General features: G+C 72.4%; 16 protein-coding genes. 8 read left to right on the plus strand and 8 right to left on the minus strand.

What is annotated here, in order from left to right; all coding sequences use genetic code 11:
- The first annotated feature begins 25 nt into the window (after positions 1-25).
- Together AB0K00_RS35705 and AB0K00_RS35710 are read left to right on the plus strand one after the other, a co-directional pair.
- The gene (locus AB0K00_RS35705; protein ID WP_363529887.1) at positions 26-415 is read left to right on the plus strand and encodes a response regulator; all 390 of its coding nucleotides are present in this window, start codon (positions 26-28) and stop codon (positions 413-415) included.
- A gap of 36 nt (positions 416-451) precedes the next feature.
- Complete coding sequence (locus AB0K00_RS35710; RefSeq protein ID WP_363529889.1) at positions 452-1,435, plus strand: YihY/virulence factor BrkB family protein; 984 nt, start codon at positions 452-454, stop codon at positions 1,433-1,435.
- Positions 1,436-1,627: 192 nt separating this feature from the next.
- Here AB0K00_RS35710 and AB0K00_RS35715 read toward each other — a convergent pair whose 3' ends face one another.
- Both AB0K00_RS35715 and AB0K00_RS35720 read right to left on the minus strand, forming a co-directional pair.
- Positions 1,628-2,023 carry a roadblock/LC7 domain-containing protein gene (locus AB0K00_RS35715; protein ID WP_363529891.1) on the minus strand — a complete coding sequence of 132 codons (396 nt, stop codon included), beginning with the start codon at positions 2,021-2,023 and terminating at the stop codon, positions 1,628-1,630.
- Positions 2,020-4,350, minus strand: coding sequence for a sensor histidine kinase (locus AB0K00_RS35720; protein ID WP_363529894.1), 2,331 nt, complete (start codon positions 4,348-4,350; stop codon positions 2,020-2,022). Before AB0K00_RS35720 ends, AB0K00_RS35715 begins: the two co-directional genes overlap by 4 nt.
- A gap of 238 nt (positions 4,351-4,588) precedes the next feature.
- Here AB0K00_RS35720 and AB0K00_RS35725 point away from each other — a divergent pair, with 238 nt between their 5' ends.
- The gene (locus AB0K00_RS35725; RefSeq protein ID WP_363529897.1) at positions 4,589-6,553 is read left to right on the plus strand and encodes a DUF1800 domain-containing protein; all 1,965 of its coding nucleotides are present in this window, start codon (positions 4,589-4,591) and stop codon (positions 6,551-6,553) included.
- Positions 6,554-6,557: 4 nt separating this feature from the next.
- Positions 6,558-7,913 (plus strand): DUF1501 domain-containing protein, encoded by a 1,356-nt coding sequence (locus tag AB0K00_RS35730; RefSeq protein WP_363529900.1) that lies wholly within the window; start codon positions 6,558-6,560, stop codon positions 7,911-7,913.
- A 1-nt stretch (position 7,914) separates the two neighbouring features.
- Here AB0K00_RS35730 and AB0K00_RS35735 read toward each other — a convergent pair whose 3' ends face one another.
- Positions 7,915-8,259 (minus strand): subtilase-type protease inhibitor, encoded by a 345-nt coding sequence (locus AB0K00_RS35735; RefSeq protein ID WP_363529902.1) that lies wholly within the window; start codon positions 8,257-8,259, stop codon positions 7,915-7,917.
- Positions 8,260-8,550: 291 nt separating this feature from the next.
- Between AB0K00_RS35735 and AB0K00_RS35740 the strand changes: the two genes are divergently transcribed.
- Positions 8,551-9,159, plus strand: a complete 609-nt coding sequence (locus AB0K00_RS35740) for a MarR family transcriptional regulator (RefSeq protein ID WP_363529905.1) — start codon at positions 8,551-8,553, stop codon at positions 9,157-9,159.
- Positions 9,160-9,230: 71 nt separating this feature from the next.
- Positions 9,231-9,575 (plus strand): STAS domain-containing protein, encoded by a 345-nt coding sequence (locus tag AB0K00_RS35745; protein WP_363529908.1) that lies wholly within the window; start codon positions 9,231-9,233, stop codon positions 9,573-9,575.
- 95 nt (positions 9,576-9,670) lie between these two features.
- On the opposite strand, the gene AB0K00_RS35750 is transcribed toward AB0K00_RS35745, so the two are convergent.
- The 3 genes from AB0K00_RS35750 to AB0K00_RS35760 form a co-directional block, all read right to left on the minus strand.
- Positions 9,671-10,243 (minus strand): GtrA family protein, encoded by a 573-nt coding sequence (locus AB0K00_RS35750; RefSeq protein ID WP_363529911.1) that lies wholly within the window; start codon positions 10,241-10,243, stop codon positions 9,671-9,673.
- A 67-nt stretch (positions 10,244-10,310) separates the two neighbouring features.
- Positions 10,311-12,032, minus strand: a complete 1,722-nt coding sequence (locus AB0K00_RS35755) for a tetratricopeptide repeat protein (protein ID WP_363529914.1) — start codon at positions 12,030-12,032, stop codon at positions 10,311-10,313.
- A gap of 218 nt (positions 12,033-12,250) precedes the next feature.
- On the minus strand, positions 12,251-13,252 hold the full coding sequence (locus tag AB0K00_RS35760; protein WP_363529917.1) for a glycosyltransferase family 4 protein: 1,002 nt from the start codon (positions 13,250-13,252) through the stop codon (positions 12,251-12,253).
- 111 nt (positions 13,253-13,363) lie between these two features.
- Between AB0K00_RS35760 and AB0K00_RS35765 the strand changes: the two genes are divergently transcribed.
- Positions 13,364-15,691 (plus strand): GGDEF domain-containing protein, encoded by a 2,328-nt coding sequence (locus AB0K00_RS35765; protein ID WP_363529920.1) that lies wholly within the window; start codon positions 13,364-13,366, stop codon positions 15,689-15,691.
- A 96-nt stretch (positions 15,692-15,787) separates the two neighbouring features.
- On the opposite strand, the gene AB0K00_RS35770 is transcribed toward AB0K00_RS35765, so the two are convergent.
- Entirely contained in the window at positions 15,788-16,531 is a 744-nt protein-coding gene (locus AB0K00_RS35770) for a hypothetical protein (RefSeq protein ID WP_363529922.1), read from the minus strand.
- 205 nt (positions 16,532-16,736) lie between these two features.
- Between AB0K00_RS35770 and AB0K00_RS35775 the strand changes: the two genes are divergently transcribed.
- Positions 16,737-19,667 carry a BTAD domain-containing putative transcriptional regulator gene (locus AB0K00_RS35775; protein WP_363529925.1) on the plus strand — a complete coding sequence of 977 codons (2,931 nt, stop codon included), beginning with the start codon at positions 16,737-16,739 and terminating at the stop codon, positions 19,665-19,667.
- 7 nt (positions 19,668-19,674) lie between these two features.
- Here the strand turns inward: AB0K00_RS35775 and AB0K00_RS35780 are convergent, their stop codons facing one another.
- Positions 19,675-20,268 (minus strand): PadR family transcriptional regulator, encoded by a 594-nt coding sequence (locus tag AB0K00_RS35780; protein WP_363529928.1) that lies wholly within the window; start codon positions 20,266-20,268, stop codon positions 19,675-19,677.
- Positions 20,269-20,369: the final 101 nt, after the last annotated feature.

Genomic DNA, 20,369 nt, shown 5'->3' on the forward strand with positions numbered 1-20,369 from the left:
CACAATCACGAATTATCGTGAAGGCATGCTGGAGCACCTTCGCGTTCTCGTCGTCGACGACGAGCCCGACCTGTGCGAGATCGTCAAACGGGTGCTCAGCCGGGCCGGCGCCGAGGTGTACACGGCGTCCGGTCTCGCCGGCGCCGAGCGCGTCTGCGTCGAGCACCCCGCCGCGATCGATCTCGCCATCACCGACCTGAAACTCAACGACGGCACCGGCGTCCAGGTCGCCGAGGTCGTGCGGGCCCACTGCCCCGACGCGCTCATCATGTACATGTCGGGCCTGCCGTACTTCGACGCCGCCGTCGTCGAGCTCGGCCCCGACGCCTCCGTCGTCGCCAAGCCCTTCCGCGCCACCGAACTGGTCGACATGGTGCAGGTCGCCCTCATCAGGGCCGGAAGGGTCGCACCGTAGCGTTATCCCCGTACACCGGCAGGGCATAGGTACGGCATGGCGCAGGACGACCCCACCGGTCCGCAGCTCGAGGATCCACCGAGCCGGCCCACACAGCTCACCAAGCGCTCCTGGATCGACGTCCTCAAGCGGACGGTCAAGGAGTTCAACAACGACAACCTCACCGACTGGGCCGCCGCGCTGACCTACTACGGGGTGCTGTCCATCTTCCCGGGCATCCTCGTGCTGCTGGCCGTGTCCGGCATGCTGCTCACCGACACGACCCAGAACGCCGTTCTGGAGAACGCTCAGGAACTGTTCCCACCGTCGATCGCCGAGCCGGTCACGGGCGCCGTCGACGAGCTGAAGGAGGGCTCCGGCTCCGCCGGCATCCTCGCGATCGTCGGCCTGCTCGGCGCGGTATGGACCGCTTCCGGCTACGTCGGCGCCTTCATCCGCGCCTCCAACTCCATCTACGACGTGCCCGAGGGCCGCCCGATCTGGAAGGTCCTGCCGATCCGCCTCGGCGTCACCGTCGTGGTCGGCGCGCTCATCGCCCTCGCCGCCATGAGCATCGTCTTCACCGGCAAGTTCGCCGAGCAGGTCGGCGGCTGGATCGGCCTGTCGAAGCAGGCGGTGCAGATCTGGGACATCGCCAAGTGGCCGGTGCTGCTGCTGGTCGTCCTGCTGATCCTGGCCGTGCTCTACTACGCCTCCCCCAACGCCCGCCAGACCGGCTTCCGCTGGGTCACCCCGGGCGGCGGCCTGGCCGTGCTCATCTGGCTGCTCGCCTCCGCCGGCTTCGCGATCTACGTGTCGAACTTCAGCTCGTACAACAAGACGTACGGCACGCTGGGCGGCATCATCGCCTTCCTGGTCTGGCTCTGGATCTCCAACATCGCCATCCTGCTCGGCGCCGAGTTCGACGCCGAGCTCGAACGCGGCCGCGCCATCCAGGGCGGCATGCCGGCGGAGAAGGAGCCGTTCATCCCGCTCCGCGACTCGAGCAACATCAAGGAAGGCCGCAACCCCGACCTGTAACCGCCATTGCGGGCTCGGGTCCGTCGTGGGCGCGCGCCGTCGCTCCCGCCAGGCACCGGGCCGGGGCCCAGCTTCGCTGGCCCTGGCCCTGCCACCGCCGCGGACAGTCACCCTCAAAACCCGAACCACCGCAGCGTGTGGAGCCGCCGGGGGCGTGAGGGCGCCCCCTCGGGCTGCACGCCTCGGGTGCGCCTACAGGCGGGTGGCGGGGGTCAGGGCGGCACCGAGCTGGTCGACGAGGCCCGTCATCTCGAACGCGACCTCACCCACGTCGCAGCCCGGCTGGACCATGGCGGCGAGGCTGGCGAGGGTGTGGCCGTCGCCGAGGGCCATGACGAACAGCAGGCTGCGCCCCATCGACACGATCGTGCGCACGACCGGGCCGGCGTCGGTGCACGCCGAGAGGCCCTGGGCCAGGGAGACCACGCCGGCCACCATCGCGGCGAGCTGGTCGGCCCGTTCGGGCGGCAGCTCGTTGGACGCCGCGACCAGCAGGCCGTCCCCGGAGACAGCGACGGTGTGCCGCACGCCGGCCACGCGTTCCGTGAAGCCGCTGAGCACGCAGTCGAGCCCCGTGGTGGCTGTCATGACGAGGAGTGTCCTTCCTGGTTCACCGGCACCGGCACGGCGCCGAAGCGGCCGATCGCGTGCTGGTAGGTCGACAGCAGTGCACTGACGTCGTCGGATTCGTCGGCGGTGGAGTCGGCGTGCGGTGACGCATTGACGGTACGCCGTGGCAGTCCGTCGTCGAACGCCCGGGCCTCGACCGTGGGCCCGTCGGCGGCGACGCCGACCGGCGCGACGGGGATGCGACCCGAGTCCTTGCGCGGGTGCGGGATGTCCATCGGCTCGCCGCCGGGCAGCGCCGGGCTGCGTTCCAGCAGCCGGGGCGGCAGCGACCGGGCGACAACGGCCGGCGCCACCGGCGCGGGCGCCACCGGCGTCGGCACCGCCGGAGCGGACACCGCCGGAGCGGACACCGCCGGCGCGGACACCACCGGCGCCGACACCACCGGCGCCGACACCACCGGAGCGGACATCACCGGCGCGGGCGACACCGGTACCGGCGCCGGCTCGCACAACAACGAGGACGGCAGGCGCACGGTGGCCACGAGTCCGTCCGAACCCGCCGACGGCTGCAGGGTGACGTCGAGGCCGTGCCGGGCGGCGAGCCGGGCGACGACGGCGAGCCCCAGTCGCGGGCCGGACGCCGGCGGGTCCGCCCCGCCCGTGTCGAGGCGGCCGTTGAGCTCCTCGAGGCGGGCGAGGTCGACACCGGGGCCACGGTCCGCGACGTGGATGACGACGCCGTCGCCGGTGCGCCGGGCGTCCACCACGACGGGGCGGTCCGCGGTGGAGTGGCTGGCGGCGTTGTCGAGGAGCTCGGCGAGCAGGTGCACGACACCGTCGACGGCGGCCGGTTCGACGGCCACGTCGTCGTCGACGCGGCCGTAGTCGACCCGCTGGTACGCCTGGATCTGCGACTGCGCGGCGCGCAGCACGTCGAACAGCCGCACCGGGCCGCCGTGGTCGCGGGCGGTGTCGGCGCCGGCGAGGACCAGCAGGCGCTGGGTGTTGTGGCGGATGCGGGTCGCGAGGTGGTCGAAGGCGAACAGCAGCGCGAGCCGGTCCGGGTCGACCTCGTCGCGTTCGGCGTCGTCGAGACGTTCGAGGAGGGCGTCGGCGAGCCGGGCCGAGCGGCGGGCGAGGTCGGCGTACACGCCGGTCATGCCGGCGCGCAGGGCGGCCTGCTCGGCGACGGCGCGGGCCGTCTCGCGCTGGACGGCGTTGAACGCCTCGGTGACCCGGCCGATCTCGTCGCGGCCGCCGGCGGGCAGCTCGACGCCGTCCCGCCCCGCGGCCCCCTCCCGCACCGGCGGCCCCTCCCCCGCCGGGTGCGTGTCCCGGGCCGGGTGCGCGGCCTGGAGCGCGCCGCTGTGCAGGGCGCGCAGGCCGCGGCGCACGGACCGGCCGACGGCGACGGCGACCCCGACCGCGGCGACGGTGACCGCGAGGACCAGCGCCAGGCCGAGGATGATCATGCGGTTCTGCCGGTCGCGTGCGTCCGTGACCTCGGCGGCGTTGTCGGCGGCGACCCGGTCGGCGAGGCCGCGCAGGCCGTCGAGCTGGGCGAGGCAGGTCCGGGCCCAGTCGGCGGTGTCGGTCGCGGCGGCTGGGGGCGCGAGCAGGAGCTGTTCGACGTCGGCGGTGACGTCGAGGCCGGCGAGCTGCGCGCGCCAGGCCGGGGTGGCGTCCGCGGCGAACCGCCCGAAGGCGTCCGCGGCGGCGGCCCGGTGCTCGACCAGCTGGTCGCGGTCGGCGGGGGTGAGCTCCCCGGCGGCGAGGGCCCGGGCGGCGCCGACCTGGACGAGCGCGAGCTCCTCCCTGGCCACGGCGAGCCACCCCGCGGCCCGGGTCGCGGCCGTGACGGCGGGCGGCGCGGGCCGGTCGGCGATGCCCTGCTGGAAAGCGACGAGGTCGGCGATCAGCTGCCGGTACCCCAGCAGCAGCACCTGGCCGGGCGCGTCGGGCTCGCGGGCGGCGGCGCGGGCCCGCAGCACGGCGAGCCCGTCCAGGCCGGCGACGATCCCGGGGGCGCCGCCGGCCCGCGGCAGCAGGGCCCGGAACCGGGCCACGGCGGCGTCGGTGCGGGCGGCCTCGGCGGCGAACGCGTCGAGGGCACCGTCGCCGGCGCCGCTGAGCAGCCGGGCGATGGCGAGGCGTTCGCGTTGCAGGCCGTCGGCGACGCGGCCGGCCTCGGCACCGGCGGCGACGGCACCGCGCAGGTCGCCGATGCGGCCGCTCTGCGCGGCGTAGCCGGACGCGGCGACGCCGGTGAGGGCGAGCACCGCGGCGAGCGGCAGGACCAGGATGATGGCGAGCTTCGCGGCGACGGGGATGTCGGCAAGCGTCACCCTCCGACGTCGGCGGACCGGCGCAGCGTCACGCACGACCCCCACCGCCTCCCCTAATCGGCTCAGTCATGCGTACACCCTCTTGCGTTACGTGCGGAAGAGGTAACTTCTAGTAGTCGCCCGAATTCCACGTATTGACGCGGTATGCACCTCGCTTAAGCAAGAACAAAGACAAAGTTGAGCCGCGCCCGCACCTGTGCGCTTGAATGGGCGATCACGCGCTCATTAGGGTTCAGGGATGCCTGAGCGGCTCTTCTCGGACGACACCCCTTCGTCCGGTTCGCCCAAAAAGGTCAAGGGCGCATTCTTCGCCGACTACACGGGCGAATTTCCGATGCCGCGTGTCCTCAACGAGCCGCTGCCGGCCGCCGAGGACGACGACTACGACTACGAGCCGCCGCCCGTCGCCGCCGGCCCGGCGCCGGTCGCCGCCGGTACACCGGCCGCAAAGACCTCAAAAGGACCTGCGCCTGCCTGGTTGCGCACGGGACGGCCCGCGCTGCACGAGCTGATGCGCAACCGGCGCCAGGCGCTGTGGGCCCTGGGTGGCGGCGCCGTCGCGATCGGTGGGCTCGGCTCCGGTGCGGCCGCGATGCTCGGCCGGCCCGAAGACGCCGACGAGATGGTGAAGACCGGCCAGGGCGGCGGCAACATCTCGCCGCGCGACGCCGGCTCGTTCTCCAACCGCGACTCCAGCTACACCAGCGGCCAGGGCGACCTCAACGACCTCGGCGCGGCCGGCACCGCCGACTCGGCGTCCGCCGCCGCCGTCGCAGCGATGCGCGCCACGCCGCGGTTCCCGTCGCCGCTCAACCGCGACCCGGTGCTGCACCTGCTGCGGCGGTGCACGTTCGGGCCGACCCAGGCCGACGTCGCCGCGGTCAAGGAGCTCGGCATCGACGGCTGGCTCGACCAGCAGCTCGACCCGGACAAGATCGCCGACCCGGTCGCCGAGGCGGCGCTGAAGACCACGCCGACCGTCACCATGACCACCGCGCAGATCCGCGCGGCGGTCAAGGAGGGCGACAACAAGGCGATGTACGAGCTGACCCGGGCCGTCATCGCCCGGCAGGTCTGGAGCACCCGCCAGCTCTACGAGGTGATGGTCGACTTCTGGAACAACCACCTCAACATCACCAGCCCGTTCGACGGCGGCTGGGACACCCGCGTGCCCTACGACGTGAACGTCATCCGCAAGCACGCCCTGGGCAAGTTCTCCGACATGCTCATCGCCTCCGCGCGGGACCCGGCGATGATGCGCTACCTGGACAACACGTCCTCGGACAAGCGCAACGTCAACGAGAACTACGGCCGGGAGCTCCTCGAACTGCACACGGTCGGCATCGACGGCGGGTACAACGAGAAAGACGTCCGCAACTCGGCCTATCTGATGACCGGCCGCACCGCGACCCGCGAGGGCATGTTCAAGTACGAGCAGAACCGGCACTGGACCGGCGCGGTCAAGGTGCTGGGCTTCCAGCACGCGAACAAGTCCGCGAAGGACGGCCTCGCCGTCGGCGACGCATACCTGCTGTACCTCGCGACGCACCCGTCGACCGCGAAGTACGTGGCGCGCAAGCTCGCGGTCCGCTTCGTGTGCGACACGCCGCCGCAGTCGCTGGTCGACCGGCTGGCGACCGCGTACCAGCAGAGCGGCTCGGCGATCGTGCCGGTGCTCAAGGTGCTGTTCCGGTCCCTGGAGTTCTGGATCGCGGCCGGGTTGAAGACCCGCCGCCCACTGGAGAACTTCGTGGCCACCGCCCGGGTCGTGGGCACGAAGCCCGGCACGGACACCGGCAAGGCCCTCGAGGACCTGTACAACTTCACCCGCAAGCTCGGCCAGGCGCCCCTGGGCTGGGAACCGCCGGACGGCTACCCGGACGTGGCGAACGCCTGGAGCTCCGCCGCCGGCATGCTGGAGACCTGGAACTCGCACCGCGCCTTCCTGCAGCAGTCGTTCAAGGGCCTCAACAACCCGCGCGCCGACTCGCTCGTCACCCAGCCGGCCGCGACCATGGCGACCTACCTCGACGTGCTGTGCAACCGGCTGATCTTCCAGCCGATGCAGCCGGCCGAGCGGGACGCCCTGATCAAGTTCCTCGGTGCGAAGCCCGACACCCGGGTCACCGACGCCAACCTCGGCGGGAAGCTGCCGAACCTGGCTCCGCTGGTCCTCGACTCCGTCTACCACGCGCTGCGGTGAGGTCATGACTCTTCCTGAAGGTGAGCGCCGCCCTACGAACCTGGAGGAGCTGCGCCGGCACGGGCCGAACCTGTGCGAGGCCGCCATCCGCGTGCACGCTTCACAGGTCGCCGATGAGTTGGACGCCGAGCGCGACAAGTGGAGCAAGGGCTTCACCCGCCGCCGCCTGGTGCAGGGCGCCGGGTTCGTCGGCGTGGCCGCGCTCGGCGCGCAGCTGGTGACGAGCCGGGTCGCGTTCGCCGCGCCCGAGGACACCAAGGGCACGCTGGTCGTCATCTTCCTGCGCGGCGGCATGGACGGCCTGTCCGTGGTCGCGCCGGGCGACGACCCCAACTACCGCTCGATGCGGCCCAACATCGCGATCCCGATGGCGGCGCTGCTGCCGGCCGGGCGCGGGTTCGGGCTCAACCCGGCGATGACCGCCCTGTACCCCTTCTGGCAGGCCGGCAAAATGGCCGCGGTGCACGCCGTCGCCTCCCCCGACGCCAGCCGCAGCCACTTCCAGGCCCAGGACGCCCTCGAACGGGGCGCGGCGTCGGTGGCGGTGCGCACCGGCTGGCTCGACCGGGTCCTCGCCCAGATGGGCCCCGGGACCACGTTCCGGGCCGTCGCGCAGGGCTCGGCGCTGCCGCGCTCCCTCGTCGGCGGCGAGCAGGCGATCGTGCTCAACGGCATCCGCGACTTCCGCATCGACAACGATGCGATGCGCAGCCAGACGATGGAGGCGCTGAAGACCCTCTACACCGGCCTGGACCACTCCCTCGCGGCCACCGCCGGCGGCACCATCCAGGCGATCAACACCGCGCAGAAGATCGCCAACTCGCAGTACCGCCCCGCGGAGGGCGTGCAGTACCCCGGCGGCGGCATCGCCGACCGGCTCCGCGACATCGCGCAGCTCATGAAGGCCGGCGTCGGCCTGCGGGTGGCGGCGCTGGACGTCGGCGGCTGGGACATGCACACCAACCTCGGCAAGGTCGACGGCGGCGACATGAAGAACTCGCTGACCAACCTGTCCGAGGCGATCGGCGCGTTCGCCACCGACCTCGGCCCGCTGCTGGACAACACGACCATCATCACGATGAGCGAGTTCGGCCGGCGCGTCCAGGAGAACGGCAACGTCGGCGTCGACCACGGCCACGGCAACGCGATGCTGCTGCTCGGCGGCGGCCTCAACGGCGGCAAGGTGCACGGCAACTGGCCCGGCCTGTCCCCTGGGGCGCTGGACCAGGGTGATGTCGCGGGAGCCAACGACTACCGCGACATCCTCGCCGAGATGCTCAAGAAGCGCTTCAACGTCCAGGACTCGGCGGCCATCTTCCCCAACCACCAGTTCAAGACGCTGGGCGTCTTCAAAGGCTGAACTACAGGCTGAACACGGGCCCCGTCGTCGTGGACAGCGAGCACGCGTTGCCGTAGGTCTTCTTGTAGTCGATCCGCTTGCCCTTCCACCGGCCGACGGCGGTGACGGTGACCGGGTCGTACTGCATCGTGCACGCGACGCCGGCCCCCTGCTGCAGCCGGCCGAAGTCGCCGCCGACCTTCGCCAGCGCGGAACACGCGTCCCGCGCCTGCTTGTGCGAGCCGCCGGCGGGCCGGCACGTCAGCGACGCGCGGCGCTGCACCGGCTTCGTGCCCTCGCCCTGCGCGACCGTGAGCACGAGTCGCGTGGGCTTGACAGGGGCCGCTGTTGCCGCCGCCGCTGTCACTGTCTCTACGGTCGCGATCGCCGCCACCAGCATCGTGGCCGTCGCGACCAACCGTCCTGCACCCATTCCTGACCCCCGTTGCACCGCTGAAATCGAGCGTAGCCTACACCCCTATTGCCGGATATTTCGCGTTTTAGCAGGTGTACGGCTGGCGCTTCGACTTCTTGCCACTACCAAGAGGTCGCCCACGCACTGATTGACGGATCGGAACGAATTGCGGCGACCGGTGCTCCCTGTTGATCGACGTCGCGGTCTAGGGTGCTAGCAGCAGATGCTCGGGAGGAGGCTGCCGTGACCCTTGAGGCACAGGCGCAGAAGCTCATCGCCGGTCTGGTGCGGGTGGCCGTCATGGCGCCCACCGACACTCCCCCGGCCGGACAGTCCAAACTGCCACCGCCGCACCGCCAGGTCCTGCTGCTGCTGGGCCGCCGCGACCGCGAGTTCCGGCTCTCCGAGCTCGCCGCCGAGCTCGGCTCGTCGATCGCCGCGACGATGGCGATCGTGTCGCCGCTGGTCGCCGACGGCCTCGTGGAGATGCGGCCGGCGCCGTCGTATGCCGCGCACGACATGCGGGTGGCCGCGACCGAGCGCGGGCTCGCCCTGACTCCCGCGCCGTCCAACTGGGCGGAGACCGTCCTGGGCACGGTCGAGGACCTCGACGAGCCCACCCAGGCCCGGCTGCTGCGGATCGTCACCACCAGGATCACGTCCCTGCAGCGGGAGGGGCGCATCCCGGTCAGCGGCATGTGCCTGTCGTGCCGCTTCTTCGACGGATACCGCCACCCCGGCACCGAGGCGCCGCACCACTGCTGGTTCGTCGACGCCCCGTTCGGTTACCGGGAGCTGCGGCTGCACTGCCCCGACCACATTCCTGGCGGGACGCCACCGCGCACCGGGTGAACGGCACGGCACGCGCTGCGGGCCACCCGGAGTGCTCCTATGCTGTGCCTGGTGAGCACCCTGGGAGCGCCATGTCGATGTCGGTAACGGTCAACGTCATGATGGACGGCTCCACGGTGGTCTCCGTCCGGGGCGAGATCGATCACGGCACCGCCGCGTCGCTGCGCCAGGACCTGGTCGCCGCCGCCACCCAGCGCCGCCCGAGCGTGCTGCGGGTCGACCTCGGGCTCGTCACGTTCCTGGACTCCGCCGCCGTCGGCGCGCTCGTCGGCGCCCAACGGGAGGCCGGTGCCGAGGGCGTCCGCCTGGTGATCCACCGGGCCAGCCCGTTCGTGCTCCGCCAGCTGCGCATCGCGGGCGTCGACCAGCTGCTCGGCGCCCCCGCCGAGCCGGACCCGGACCACATCTCCTTCTGACCCCCGTGGCTCGGGTCAGGGGCCGTCATACGCGGCTTCTGCCCCCGCGTCCGGTCAGAGGCCGTCCTGCGCGGCCTTCTGACCTTGCGCCCGGGTCAGGGGCCGTCCTGCGCGGCCGGGGCCGGGGCGGTGGCGCTGACCTGGGCCGGGACGGTGTGGTCCCACCGGTCGGGGGCGGGGCGCACGTCGTCGTGCGGGAAGACCCAGGTGCGGTACGCCCACAGCCGGAACAGCATCGCGAACGCCGTGCCGAGCACCATGCCGAACCCGAAGTCGGAGATCTCCTCGACCATGGCGCTGACCGCCGGCTCCTGCAGCCCGAAGACATACCGCGCGACAAACAACGGCGCCGCGTTGATCGCGACGCCGAGGCCGTTGATGACCAGGTAGAGCGCCATCTCGTGATGGCGGCGCCGACCGCCCCGGGTCCGGAACGACCACTCGCGGTTCAGGTAGTAGGACACCACCGACGCGACCACGTTTGCGACCGTGAGCGCCGTGACCGGCTTGTGCTCCAGCACGGTCAACCTGAGCCCGTAGTTGACCACCAGCGTGACGAAATAGCAGAAACCGCCCACGATCACGAACTTGACCGTCTCGCGGTGATCCCGCATCAGGCTTGCCACGGGGCGGGGTAGCCGGTTGAGAGTCCGGTCAGTGAGCCGCATCGGCCGGACTATACCCGGCGAACCTTGCGACACGCTCGGTGCCGACCACTCGTTCCCACCCTCGCGCTCACCGCTGCCCCGTGCAGACCGACGTGCCCGGGGTGACCGCGACGGTGGCGTCGACCGGACCGACGACCACGCAGTACTCTGCCGCCGGGTCGACCCCCTTCACCACGTACGACGTCGTCCCCGGCGGCACCTCGGCCACCACGACGGCGGGCCCACCGGCCCGTGAAAGTGCCACGACCGCCTTGCTCTGCAGCCCCGTCCAGGTGACGGCGAGCGCGGTCCCGTCGTCCCGCAGGCGCAGGTCCTGCACCCGCACCGGCTCACCACCCGCACCGGCCCCACCCTGCCCTGCCGCACCACCTTGTCCTGCTGCCCCATTCTGCCCCGCAGCCCCATCCTGCCCTGCTGCCCCATCCTGCCCTGCCGCCCCGGCGGACCTGGCGGCGTCGACCGACCTGGCCGCATCCGCGGAGCTGACGGAACTGGTGGACGGCCCAGCGGACCGGTCGGAGGCTCCCCCGGGCCACAGCACCGACGCCGCGGCGACGACCAGCGCCCCGATGGCCACCCCGACGACCGCCTTGAGCGGCACGACGACCCGCCGCTCCCCCACGACCGGACCGCCTACGACCGCAGGATGACCTCCGCCGGCAGAACTGGAAGCCACGTGCACCCCGGAAGCGGCGCCTACGACCCCAGGAGGACCCACGACGACCGGCAGCTCCTCCTCGGGCGGTCCCCAGGGCGGAGCGTCGTCATCAAAGCCGAAGTCGAGATCAGGGTCAGGGTCGAGGGCAGAGCCGGAGTCAGGGTCGAGGGCGGAGTCAGGGTCGAGGTCAGAGTCGGGGCCGAGGTCGGAGTCGGGGCCGAGGTCAGAGTCGGGGCGGGGGTCGAGGTCGAGATCGGGGGCAACGTCGGGGCTGTCGGAGTCGAGGCTCTCGGAGACCCGGACATCGTCGGCAGCGGGGACGTCGGCGACGGCGCCCGCATCAAGAACGGACTCACGCCGCACGCCCGCCGGGCGGGTCGGATCCACTGACACCGGCGGCGGGAGCAGCGAGGCGGGCATCGGTGGCTCGACCGCCGCCAGCTCCCACTCGACCGCCTTCGTGAACGGGTGGCGGTTGCCCAGCCGGGACCTGGCCGCCGCGTGCGCGAGCGTGAACAGGCGCCGCGACGCCGGGACGTTGCCGTCGGCGTGGTGCAGGGCGGCGAGCTCCGCGGCGATGCGGATGGTGTCGAGGTCGTCGGCGCCGTACTCGCGGCGGTGCACCACGTAGGCGGCGTTGAGCATGGCCAGGGCGAGCGGGCGCTGCCCGCGGTCGCGTTGCAGCAGGGCCAGGTTGACACGGGTGAGACGGATGACGCGCGCCGCCTCGGGGTCGGACTCGTCGACGCCGCTGTCCAGGACGCGGTGGTAGAGCGCCTCGGCCGCGTCCCACTCGTCGTAGTCGTGGCGGACGGCGGCGAGCACGGCCCAGGCGTGGACGGTCGACACGTCCGTGGGCCCGTACGACTGCTCGGCCTGCGTGGCGACGGCCTCGGCGAGGTCATAGGCGGCGTCGAGGTCGCCGAGCTCCCGCAGCGCCTCGGCCAGCAGCCGGCGCGCGGTGAGCCGGTCGTCGGGCGACAGGGCGGGCTCGTCGAGCAGGGCCCGGGCGGCCGCCTGGGCGCCGTTCAGGTCCCAGGTGGCGACGAGGTCCTCGACGGCGGCGAGCCGGGCGCCGAAGCCGGGCTCGGGTGCCGGGACGAGACCCGCGGTGGTATCGACGCTAGTCACAGCCTTCCCTCCGCCCGAGAGCCTAGAGGGAACGGTGACGCAACGCCAGCTTTCGATCACGATGCGCGTAGATGGCGTCGGCTCCGGCAGCCTGCCACGTCGCTGCCGGAGCCGAGCCGTCCCGCGTTGCCGCGTCGTATGACCGCGGGCGCCGCACACTGTGAAGGTTCGGCCGCGGGGCGTGGGCCTTGAGGAATTCCAAGGCCCACCGGCAGATTTCAGCTCAGCAGGCGGGTGTACAGCCGCAGGTAGTCCTCGACCATCCGGTCGGCGGAGAAGCGGCTCACCGCGTGCCCGCGGACCTGGTGGCGGTCGAGCTTGAGGGCGTCGTCGAGGACCTCGACGGCCTCGGCGACGGAGCCGGCGAGGTAGCCGGTGACGCCCACGTCGACGACCTCCGGCATCGAGCCGAGCGGATACGCCACGACGGGCGTGCCGCAGGTCATCGCCTCGACGACAGACAGGCCGAACGGCTCCGCGAAGCCGATCGGGTGCAGCAGCGCGGCGGCGGCGCCGAGGACGTCGGCGCGGTCGGCCGGGCCGATGTTGCCGAGATACACGATCTGCTCGCCGTCGATCTGCGGCAGGACCTCCTCGGCGTGATACCGCTCGTCGTGGACGGGGCCGCCGATCAGCAGCCGGCGGCCGGCGGCGCGGGCGATCCGGATCGCGTCCGCGGTGCCCTTGTCGGGGTGGATCCGGCCGAACGCGACGAGCGCGTCGCCCGGCGCGGCCTGGAACGGGAACTGGGCGACGTCGATGCCGTGGTAGATCGTGGCGGCGTAGTCGAGGCCGGGGCCGCGGTCGGCGTCGGAGATGGACACGAACGCCGAACGGGCCCGCTGGTATGCGGGCAGGATGGCCGGCGAGCAGAAGCCGTGCACGGTGGTGACGAGCGGCGCCCGGCAGAACCCGCTCATCGCCAGGGGCAGCCAGTCCAGGTTGTTGTGCACCAGGTCGAACTCGGCGCTGCGCTCGAAGCAGTGTGCCACGTGCAGTGCTTCCCAGATCCTGCCGTCGAAGGAGGTGTCCTCGTTGTACGGGCGCGCGACGACGCCGTCGAGCTCGGCGGCGGTGACCGAGTCGAGGCTGGCGAAGAGGGTGACGTCGACACCCCGTGCGACGAGCCCCTCGGCGAGCAGCGACACGATCTGTTCCCACGGCCCGTATGCGCGGGGCGGGGTCCGCCAGGCGATCGGTCCCAGCAGTGCGACCTTCATCGGCGCTTCCTACCCCTCGCTCGACACTCGAACCCGTCCATCTTCGCCCTGCTCAGTTACGCGGTCCCGCTGCCGATAGGCAGGTCAGCCGAATCAGCGACAAGGAGACCGATGACCGCATGGCGTTGGTATGCGGGACTGGGACTCGGCGCGGTGCTCCTCGGCGGGTTCCTTCCAGTCATCCCACGCCAGTTGCTGTACTCGTTGGTCGGCGCGTCCACGGTGGCCGCGGTGGTCGTCGGGGTGCGCCGCCATCAGCCCGCGCACCGCCGGACCTGGTGGCTGTTCGGCGCGGGCCTCACCTGCTCCGTGCTGGGCGCCGGCGCGTGGGCGGTCGACTACGCGCTGACCGGTGACGTCGGTTTCCCCTCGGTGAAGGACGCCCTGTTCCTGGCAGCCTATCCGTTCTTCGGCGGCGGGCTGGTCAGTTGGGTGCGCCGGGACCCGCGCCGGCCGGGCTGGGAGCGGCTCATCGACTCCGGCATCGTCGCGTCCGGGGTCGCGGCGCTGAGCTGGACGTTCATCGTGCATCCGGTGCTGTCCAGCGACCGGTTCGACGGGCCGCACCGCACCAGCCACGTGATGTACGCGGCGATCGACCTCCTGCTGGTCGTGGTGGCGGCCCGGATGGCGTTCACCAGCAGCGTGCGCAACACCGCGCACCGGCTCGTCTGCGTGGCCGCGGCGACGCTCATCACCGGCGACATCGTCTACTACGTGGCCCTCGCCTGGACCGGCAACCCGAGGGGCGACAGCGTCTCCGCGGCGCTGTACCTGTGCGCCTACGCGCTGCTGGGCACGGGCGCGCTGCACCCGTCGATGGGCGAGGCCGCCGGCCGGCTCGAACGCGCGCAGCAGGTGATCCCGCGGCACCGCGTCTACCTGTACTCGGTGCTGTCGCTGGTCGGTCCGGTCACGGCGATCACGATGCTGCTGGTCACCTCGCCGCTGCCGTCGCGGTCGTGGGCGGTCGTGCCCCTCGCCACGTCGATCGTCACGTCGGTGCTGCTGATCGCCCGGTTGAACCAGCTCGTCCAGTTCGCGAACCGGCGGGTCGAGGAGCTCGACGCGCACGCGCTCGCGCTCGGCGAGGCGCTGCGGGAGCAGGAGGCGCTGCGGCAGCAGCTGACGCACCGGGCGCTGCACGACGCGCTGACCGGGCTGGGCAACCGCTCGCTGCTGCAGGAGCGTCTCGAGCATGCGCTGACCCGCACCAACGCCGCGCACGGCCTGCTGCTGCTGGACCTGGACGGGTTCAAGGACGTCAACGACTCGTTCGGCCACCCGGTCGGCGACGCGCTGCTGATGGAGGTCGCGGCGCGGCTGCTCGGCGAGGTCGACACCGCCGACACCCTGGTCCGGCTCGGCGGTGACGAGTTCGCCATCCTGCTGGAGGACGTGCCGGTGAGAAGGGTGAACGCGGTCGGTCAGGCGGTCGTCGACGCCCTCGCCCTGCCGTACCAGATCGGCGGCCGGGAGCTGAGCGTCACGACCAGCGTCGGGACGCTGCTGGTGCACGCGCCGACCACGCCGGCGGAGGCGCTGCGCAACGCGGACCTGGCCCTCTACGCGGCGAAGGCGGCCGGCAAGAACCGGCTCGCCGCCTACGAGCCCCGGCTGGCCAGCGAACGGCACGAGCACATGCGCCTGGCGTCGGACCTGCGGCGGGCCGTCGCGAACGACGAGTTCATGGTCAACTACCAGCCGGTGGTGGACCTGTCCACCGGCCGGGTCACCGCGGTGGAGGCGTTGCTGCGCTGGAGCCCCGACGGCCGGCCGTTGCCGCCGCTGGAGTTCATCCCCATCGCCGAGCAGTACGGCCTGATCGTCCCGATCGGTGCATGGGTGTTGCGGCAGGCATGCCGCGACGTCCGCTCCTGGCATGACCGGTTCGGCATCTCCGTCACCGTCAACGTCTCCGGCCGCCAGCTGCGGGAGCCGGACTTCGCGCAGACCGTCCTGTCGGCGCTGCGGGACGCGGACCTGCCGGGCAGCGCACTGATCCTGGAGATCACCGAGACGGTGCTGGTGTCGTCGTCCACGGAGAACGACGAGGTGACGGTCCTGCTGTCGGCGCTGCGCGAGGAGGGTGTCCGGGTCGCCGTCGACGATTTCGGCACCGGGTACTCGTCCCTGGCCTACCTGCGGCACCTGCCGGTCGACATCCTGAAGATCGACCGGGCGTTCACGCCGGAGGGCGGGATGGCCGAGGAGATGGCCTTCACCCGCGCGATCGTCGAGCTCGGCAACAGCCTGCGCCTGTCGTCGATCGCCGAGGCGGTCGAGACGCCGGAGCAGGCGGAACGGCTGCGGGAGCTGGACTGTCCGCAGGCGCAGGGATATCACTTCTCCCGGCCGTTGCCCGCCGCGGACCTCAACGAGGTGCTCAACGCCGGCAACGGCATCCTGCACGGCATTCCCACGCCCGCCAACACCTGAGAACCAGGACAGAGACCAGGACGGGGGCCGGACGCGAAAACGCCGGCCGGGGCGTCAAGCGCCCGGCCGGCGTCGTGCGGATCCAGAGACGGCTGCTTACCAGTCACGCATCCACGGGAACTGGGCGTCGAGCCACTCGTTGAGCCGGGCGACCTGGTTGACGTCGCTGTCGAGCCAGCCGACCTGGCCGGTGAGCGCGAGGATCGCGAAGATGATCGCGGTGCCGCTGAACAGCACGCCCAGCGTGCCGGTGCCGCGACCGGCGACGTGCCGGCGGGCGCCGGCGATGATCCCGCCGAAGGACAGCAGCAGGCCGAGCGCCCCGAGCGGGAACGCCCACGTGGCCAGCAGGCCGGTGAGGGCGGTCGCGACGGCGACCACGCCGACGATGAGGCCGAGCGTGGACAGCAGGCTCGCGCGCGCCGGGCGGCCCGGCTCGACGGGGAGGGTGTCGACGTCGGCGTCGGCGACGGCGACGGGTGCGACCGGCTCGCGGTCGATGACCGGCTTCATGGTCGTCGTGTGGGTCTCCCGGCGGTCGGCGATGCCGTCCCGGTCGGTGTCGGTGTCGGTGACGCCGGACAGGGGGCCGACGGCGGGGATGCGGTGGGTGCGGTCCGACGTGCGGAGCCGCTTGGCCTCGACCCGGTCGTCGACGCCGTCATGGTCGCGGTCGACCCGCTGGTCCAGCGTCCGGTCCTCGACGCGGTCGTCGACGCCGTCATGGTCGCGGTCGACGCGGTTGTCCAGCGTCCGGTCCTCGACGCGATCGTCGACGCCGTCCCGGTCACGGTCCACGTCGGCGTTGTTCCTGCCGAACAGCTGCCCGATGCGTGCCACGTGTTCACCTCCTGAGAAGCGCCCGGCCGCACACCCCGGGGGTGGGAGCGCGACGGATCGGGCGTATGTCGATGGAGGTACCCAACCCCGTCCCACCTCAATCGGATGTCGCTCGTTTGGTGGCGTATGCCCGGATATCGACGATGATCTGGCGGGTTGGGAACGCCGTGTACGACGCGCGCACGAACCGCTAGCGTGCCAGCACGTGGAGTGTTTCGTGCTGGGTCCGGTCGAGGTGGTCGTGGCCGGTGCGCCCGTCGACCTCGCCGGTCAGCGACAGCAGCTGATCGTGGCGGGCCTGCTGTTCCACGCCGGCCGGGCGGTCACGGTGGCGGACCTGGTGGAGCTGGTGTGGGACGACGACCCGCCGGCGACCGCCCGCAACCAGCTGCAGACCGCCGTGTACCGCCTCCGCCGGCTCCTCGGCCCGCACGGCGCCGCCCTGCAGACGGATCCCGCCGGCTACCGGATCACGCTGCCACCGGAGCAGTTGGACCTGACCCGTTTCCACACCGCGCTGCAGCGGGCCCGCACGGAGACGGACCACGAGGCCGCCGCCAGGCTTTACCAGGCCGCGCTCGACGAGTGGCGCGACACCCCGTTCGCCGGGCTCCCCGGTTCGACGGTCGCCCGATGGCGTGACTCCCTCGTCGAGCTGCGCTGGGCGGCCACCGAGGAATGGGCGGACACCCTCCTGGCCCTGCACCGGCACCGGCAGGTGGTGGAGATCGTGGCACCCCTCGTCGCGGCCCATCCGCTGCGAGAGCGCCTCGTCGGCACCCTGATGGCGGCGCTGCACCGCGACGGACGGCAGGCCGAAGCCCTGCAGCTGTTCCAGCGCACCGTCGCCGCGCTACGCGACGAACTCGGCGTCGATCCGGGCCCGCACCTGCGCGAACTGCACCTGGAGGTCCTCCGCGCCCCGACGCAGGTCGCCGCGGCGGTCGGGGTGAGTGCGCTGCCGAGGGTGGTGGCGCTGCTGCGTGGCCGGCTGGCGGAGACGGAGCGGCTGCTGCGGGCAACCCGGGACGGGTACCGCGTGGTCGTCATCGACGGCATGGCCGGGGTCGGCAAGTCCGCGTTCGCCGTGTCCGCCGCGGCGGCGCTGCGGACGGAGTACCCGGACGCGCAACTGTTCGTCGACCTGCAGGGGCACAGCGACGGCGCGCCGGTCGCCCCGGCCGACGCGCTCGGCCGGCTGCTCATCCAGCTGGGCGAGGCACCGCAACGCATCCCGGACGACCTGCCGGAGCGGCAGGTGATGTGGTGGCGGGCCCTGACCGGGCGGCGGACCGTGGTGGTGCTGGACAACGTGGCCGGCGTCGAACAGGTCCTTCCGCTGCTGCCGCCGACCCCCGCGGCGTGCGTGGTCCTCGTCACGAGCCGGACCCGGATCGGCCCGGTCGACGACGCGCTCCTGCTGAGCCTGGACCCGCTGCCGGTCCAGGACGCGCTCTCGGTGCTGCGCGACGCGATCGGTGCGCGGGTCGACGCCGAACCGGACGCGGCCGCGGAGGTCGTGGAGCTGTGCGGGCGACTGCCGCTCGCGATCCGGCTGGTGGCGCACCGGTTGCAGCACCGGCCGCGGTGGAGCGTGTCGGCGATGGCGCAGCGGTTACGGGCCGCGGACCCGCCGCCGATCGCGGTGTCCGCCGAGGGACGCAGCGTGGCGGCGGCGTTCGACGTGTCCTACCGGCAGCTCAGCGAGCCCGAGCAGCGGTGCTTCCGGCTGCTGGGCCTGCATCCGGCCGGCGAGTTCGAGGTGTGGGTCGCCGCCGTGCTGGCGGAGGTGCCCGTGCCGCTGGCCCGGGAACTGCTGGACCGCCTCGTGGAGGTGCACCTGCTGCAGGAGGACCAGCCGGGGTGCTACCGGTTGCACGACCTGATGCGCGAGTTCGCCGCGACCCTCGTCACCGCCGCTGAACGGCCGACGGCGTCGGCCCGGCTGCTGGACTACCACCTGCACACCGCGGCCGCCGTCAATCGCCACCTGGAACTCGGCCAGGCGATCGCACCGGACTTCCCACCGGAGGTGTTCCAGCGGTCGTTCGCCGACGGGCAGGAGCGGCTGGCCTGGATGCGGGCGGCGTGGCCGGCGCTCGTGGCGCTCGCCGACGAGGCCCACCGCGGCGGCGCGCACCGGCACGCGGTGCTGCTGCACCGGGTCCTGTGGCGGTTCGCCAACAACGAGTGCCACGCGGAGGTCGCGGAGCGGCTCGGCCGGCAGGCGATCGCCTCGGCGAACACCCTCGGCGACGACGAGCTGATCGCGCTCGCCAGCAAATGGCATGCCGGCACCATGATGCGGCTCGGTCGCAACGAGGAGAGCATCAGGCACCTGGAGCGGGCCGCGGCACACAACGCCGCGGCGGGGCTGCGGGACGAGCTCATCCGTATCCAGATCAACCTCGGCATCGTGTGCCGTGCCGCCGGGCGGTTCCCGGAGGCCATGGAACACCTGCGCGCCGCGCTCGCCCTGCGCCGCGACGCCCTCATCGCGCTGCCGGCTCTGGTCGAGATCGGCGCGATAGAGCTCCTGCTGGGTCGGCCGGAGGAGGCTCGCGTGACGTTGCGCGAGGCCGCGCTCGGCATGCACCGCGTGGGCGCGACCATGCAGGTGGCGACGGCCGTCAACGAGTTCGCCGGGGCGCACCTCGCGCTCGGCCACCCGCGGCTGGCGCTGCTGCTGTTCACCCGGGGCCGTCGCATGAACAGTGAGGCCGGCAGCAGGCCGGGCACGGCCGAGGCGCTCAGCGGGATGGGCCGCGCGCACGCCGCGCTCGGTGCCGTCGATGAGGCGCTGCGCTGCCAGCTCCTGGCGTGCGAGCAGGTCAGCGACCTTACCCCGCTCTTCGAGCCCGGCATCCGCAACGACCTCGGCGTCACCCTCACCCTGCTCGGTCGCACCGGCGACGCGATCGCCGCGCACGAACGGGCGCTGCGCGTCGCCGAGAAGACCGGGCGGTGCTACGAGCGGGCCCGCGCCCATGCCGGCATCGCCGGCGCGCTGCGGCGGGCGGGGCGGGACGGCGCCCGCGACGCGGCCGCGGCGCTCGCGCTGTTCCGGGAGTGCGGGCTCAGTGAGCAGGCCGCCGCGCGAGCGGCGGGCCTGACCCACGTGGTGACCGTCCCCTGACGGGGCATCAGTCGGCGAGAATGGCGTACAGCTTGCGGCGCGTCTCGGTCAGGACCTCGAGGGCCTGGGTGCGCTGCTCCGCGGTGCCGTTGAAGCCGACCTGCCGCAGGGCGTCCATGATGCCGACCGCGGCGTCGCGGAACTCCTGGGCCTGGGAGACGTTCTCGTCGCCGTATTCCTGCCAGGGGGCGTTCTGCGCGGCGGCCTCGGCCTCGGGGCGGCCGGTGTCGGTGAGGACGAAGCGCTTGCGCCCGCCCTGCTCCTCGGCGGTGATGAGGCCCTCGTCCTCCAGCAGCTGCAGCGTCGGGTAGATCGAGCCGGGGCTCGGCCGCCAGATGCCGCCGGTGCGGGATTCGATCTCCTGGATCATCTCGTAGCCGTGCATGGGGCGCTCGGCCAGCAGGGCCAGGACGGCGAGGCGCACGTTGGGGCGTCCGCCCCGGCCCGTGCCCTTGCCGCCCCAGCCGCCGCCCCGGCCGTGCCCGTGCCCGTGTCCCCAGCCGCCGCGCCCGCCTCCGGGCGGGAAGGGTGGGATGAAACCGCCGAAGCCACGGTGCCAGGCGCCGGCGTCGAGGAGCATTGCTCCGTGTCGTGATCGCATGATCACTTCTCCTGTCGTCAAACCTTCAGCGACTGTCGCTGATAGTTCGACGATATATCGGGAGACTATCGGCGACAAGTCGCTGACCGGTACATCCCGAT

The sequence above is a fragment of the Dactylosporangium sp. NPDC049525 genome, assembly GCF_040676755.1.
Classification (GTDB): Bacteria; Actinomycetota; Actinomycetes; order Mycobacteriales; family Micromonosporaceae; genus Dactylosporangium.

Bases quoted from the DNA above. Each gene is read 5' to 3' on its own strand.
- AB0K00_RS35710 (WP_363529889.1), top strand. From the start codon at position 452: ATGGCGCAGGACGACCCCACCGGTCCGCAGCTCGAGGATCCACCGAGC.
- AB0K00_RS35750 (WP_363529911.1), bottom strand. From the start codon at position 10,243: ATGCGGCTCACTGACCGGACTCTCAACCGGCTACCCCGCCCCGTGGCA.
- AB0K00_RS35705 (WP_363529887.1), top strand. From the start codon at position 26: ATGCTGGAGCACCTTCGCGTTCTCGTCGTCGACGACGAGCCCGACCTG.
- AB0K00_RS35730 (WP_363529900.1), top strand. From the start codon at position 6,558: ATGACTCTTCCTGAAGGTGAGCGCCGCCCTACGAACCTGGAGGAGCTG.
- AB0K00_RS35725 (WP_363529897.1), top strand. From the start codon at position 4,589: ATGCCTGAGCGGCTCTTCTCGGACGACACCCCTTCGTCCGGTTCGCCC.
- AB0K00_RS35780 (WP_363529928.1), bottom strand. From the start codon at position 20,268: ATGCGATCACGACACGGAGCAATGCTCCTCGACGCCGGCGCCTGGCAC.
- AB0K00_RS35760 (WP_363529917.1), bottom strand. From the start codon at position 13,252: ATGAAGGTCGCACTGCTGGGACCGATCGCCTGGCGGACCCCGCCCCGC.
- AB0K00_RS35745 (WP_363529908.1), top strand. From the start codon at position 9,231: ATGTCGATGTCGGTAACGGTCAACGTCATGATGGACGGCTCCACGGTG.
- AB0K00_RS35715 (WP_363529891.1), bottom strand. From the start codon at position 2,023: ATGACAGCCACCACGGGGCTCGACTGCGTGCTCAGCGGCTTCACGGAA.
- AB0K00_RS35765 (WP_363529920.1), top strand. From the start codon at position 13,364: ATGACCGCATGGCGTTGGTATGCGGGACTGGGACTCGGCGCGGTGCTC.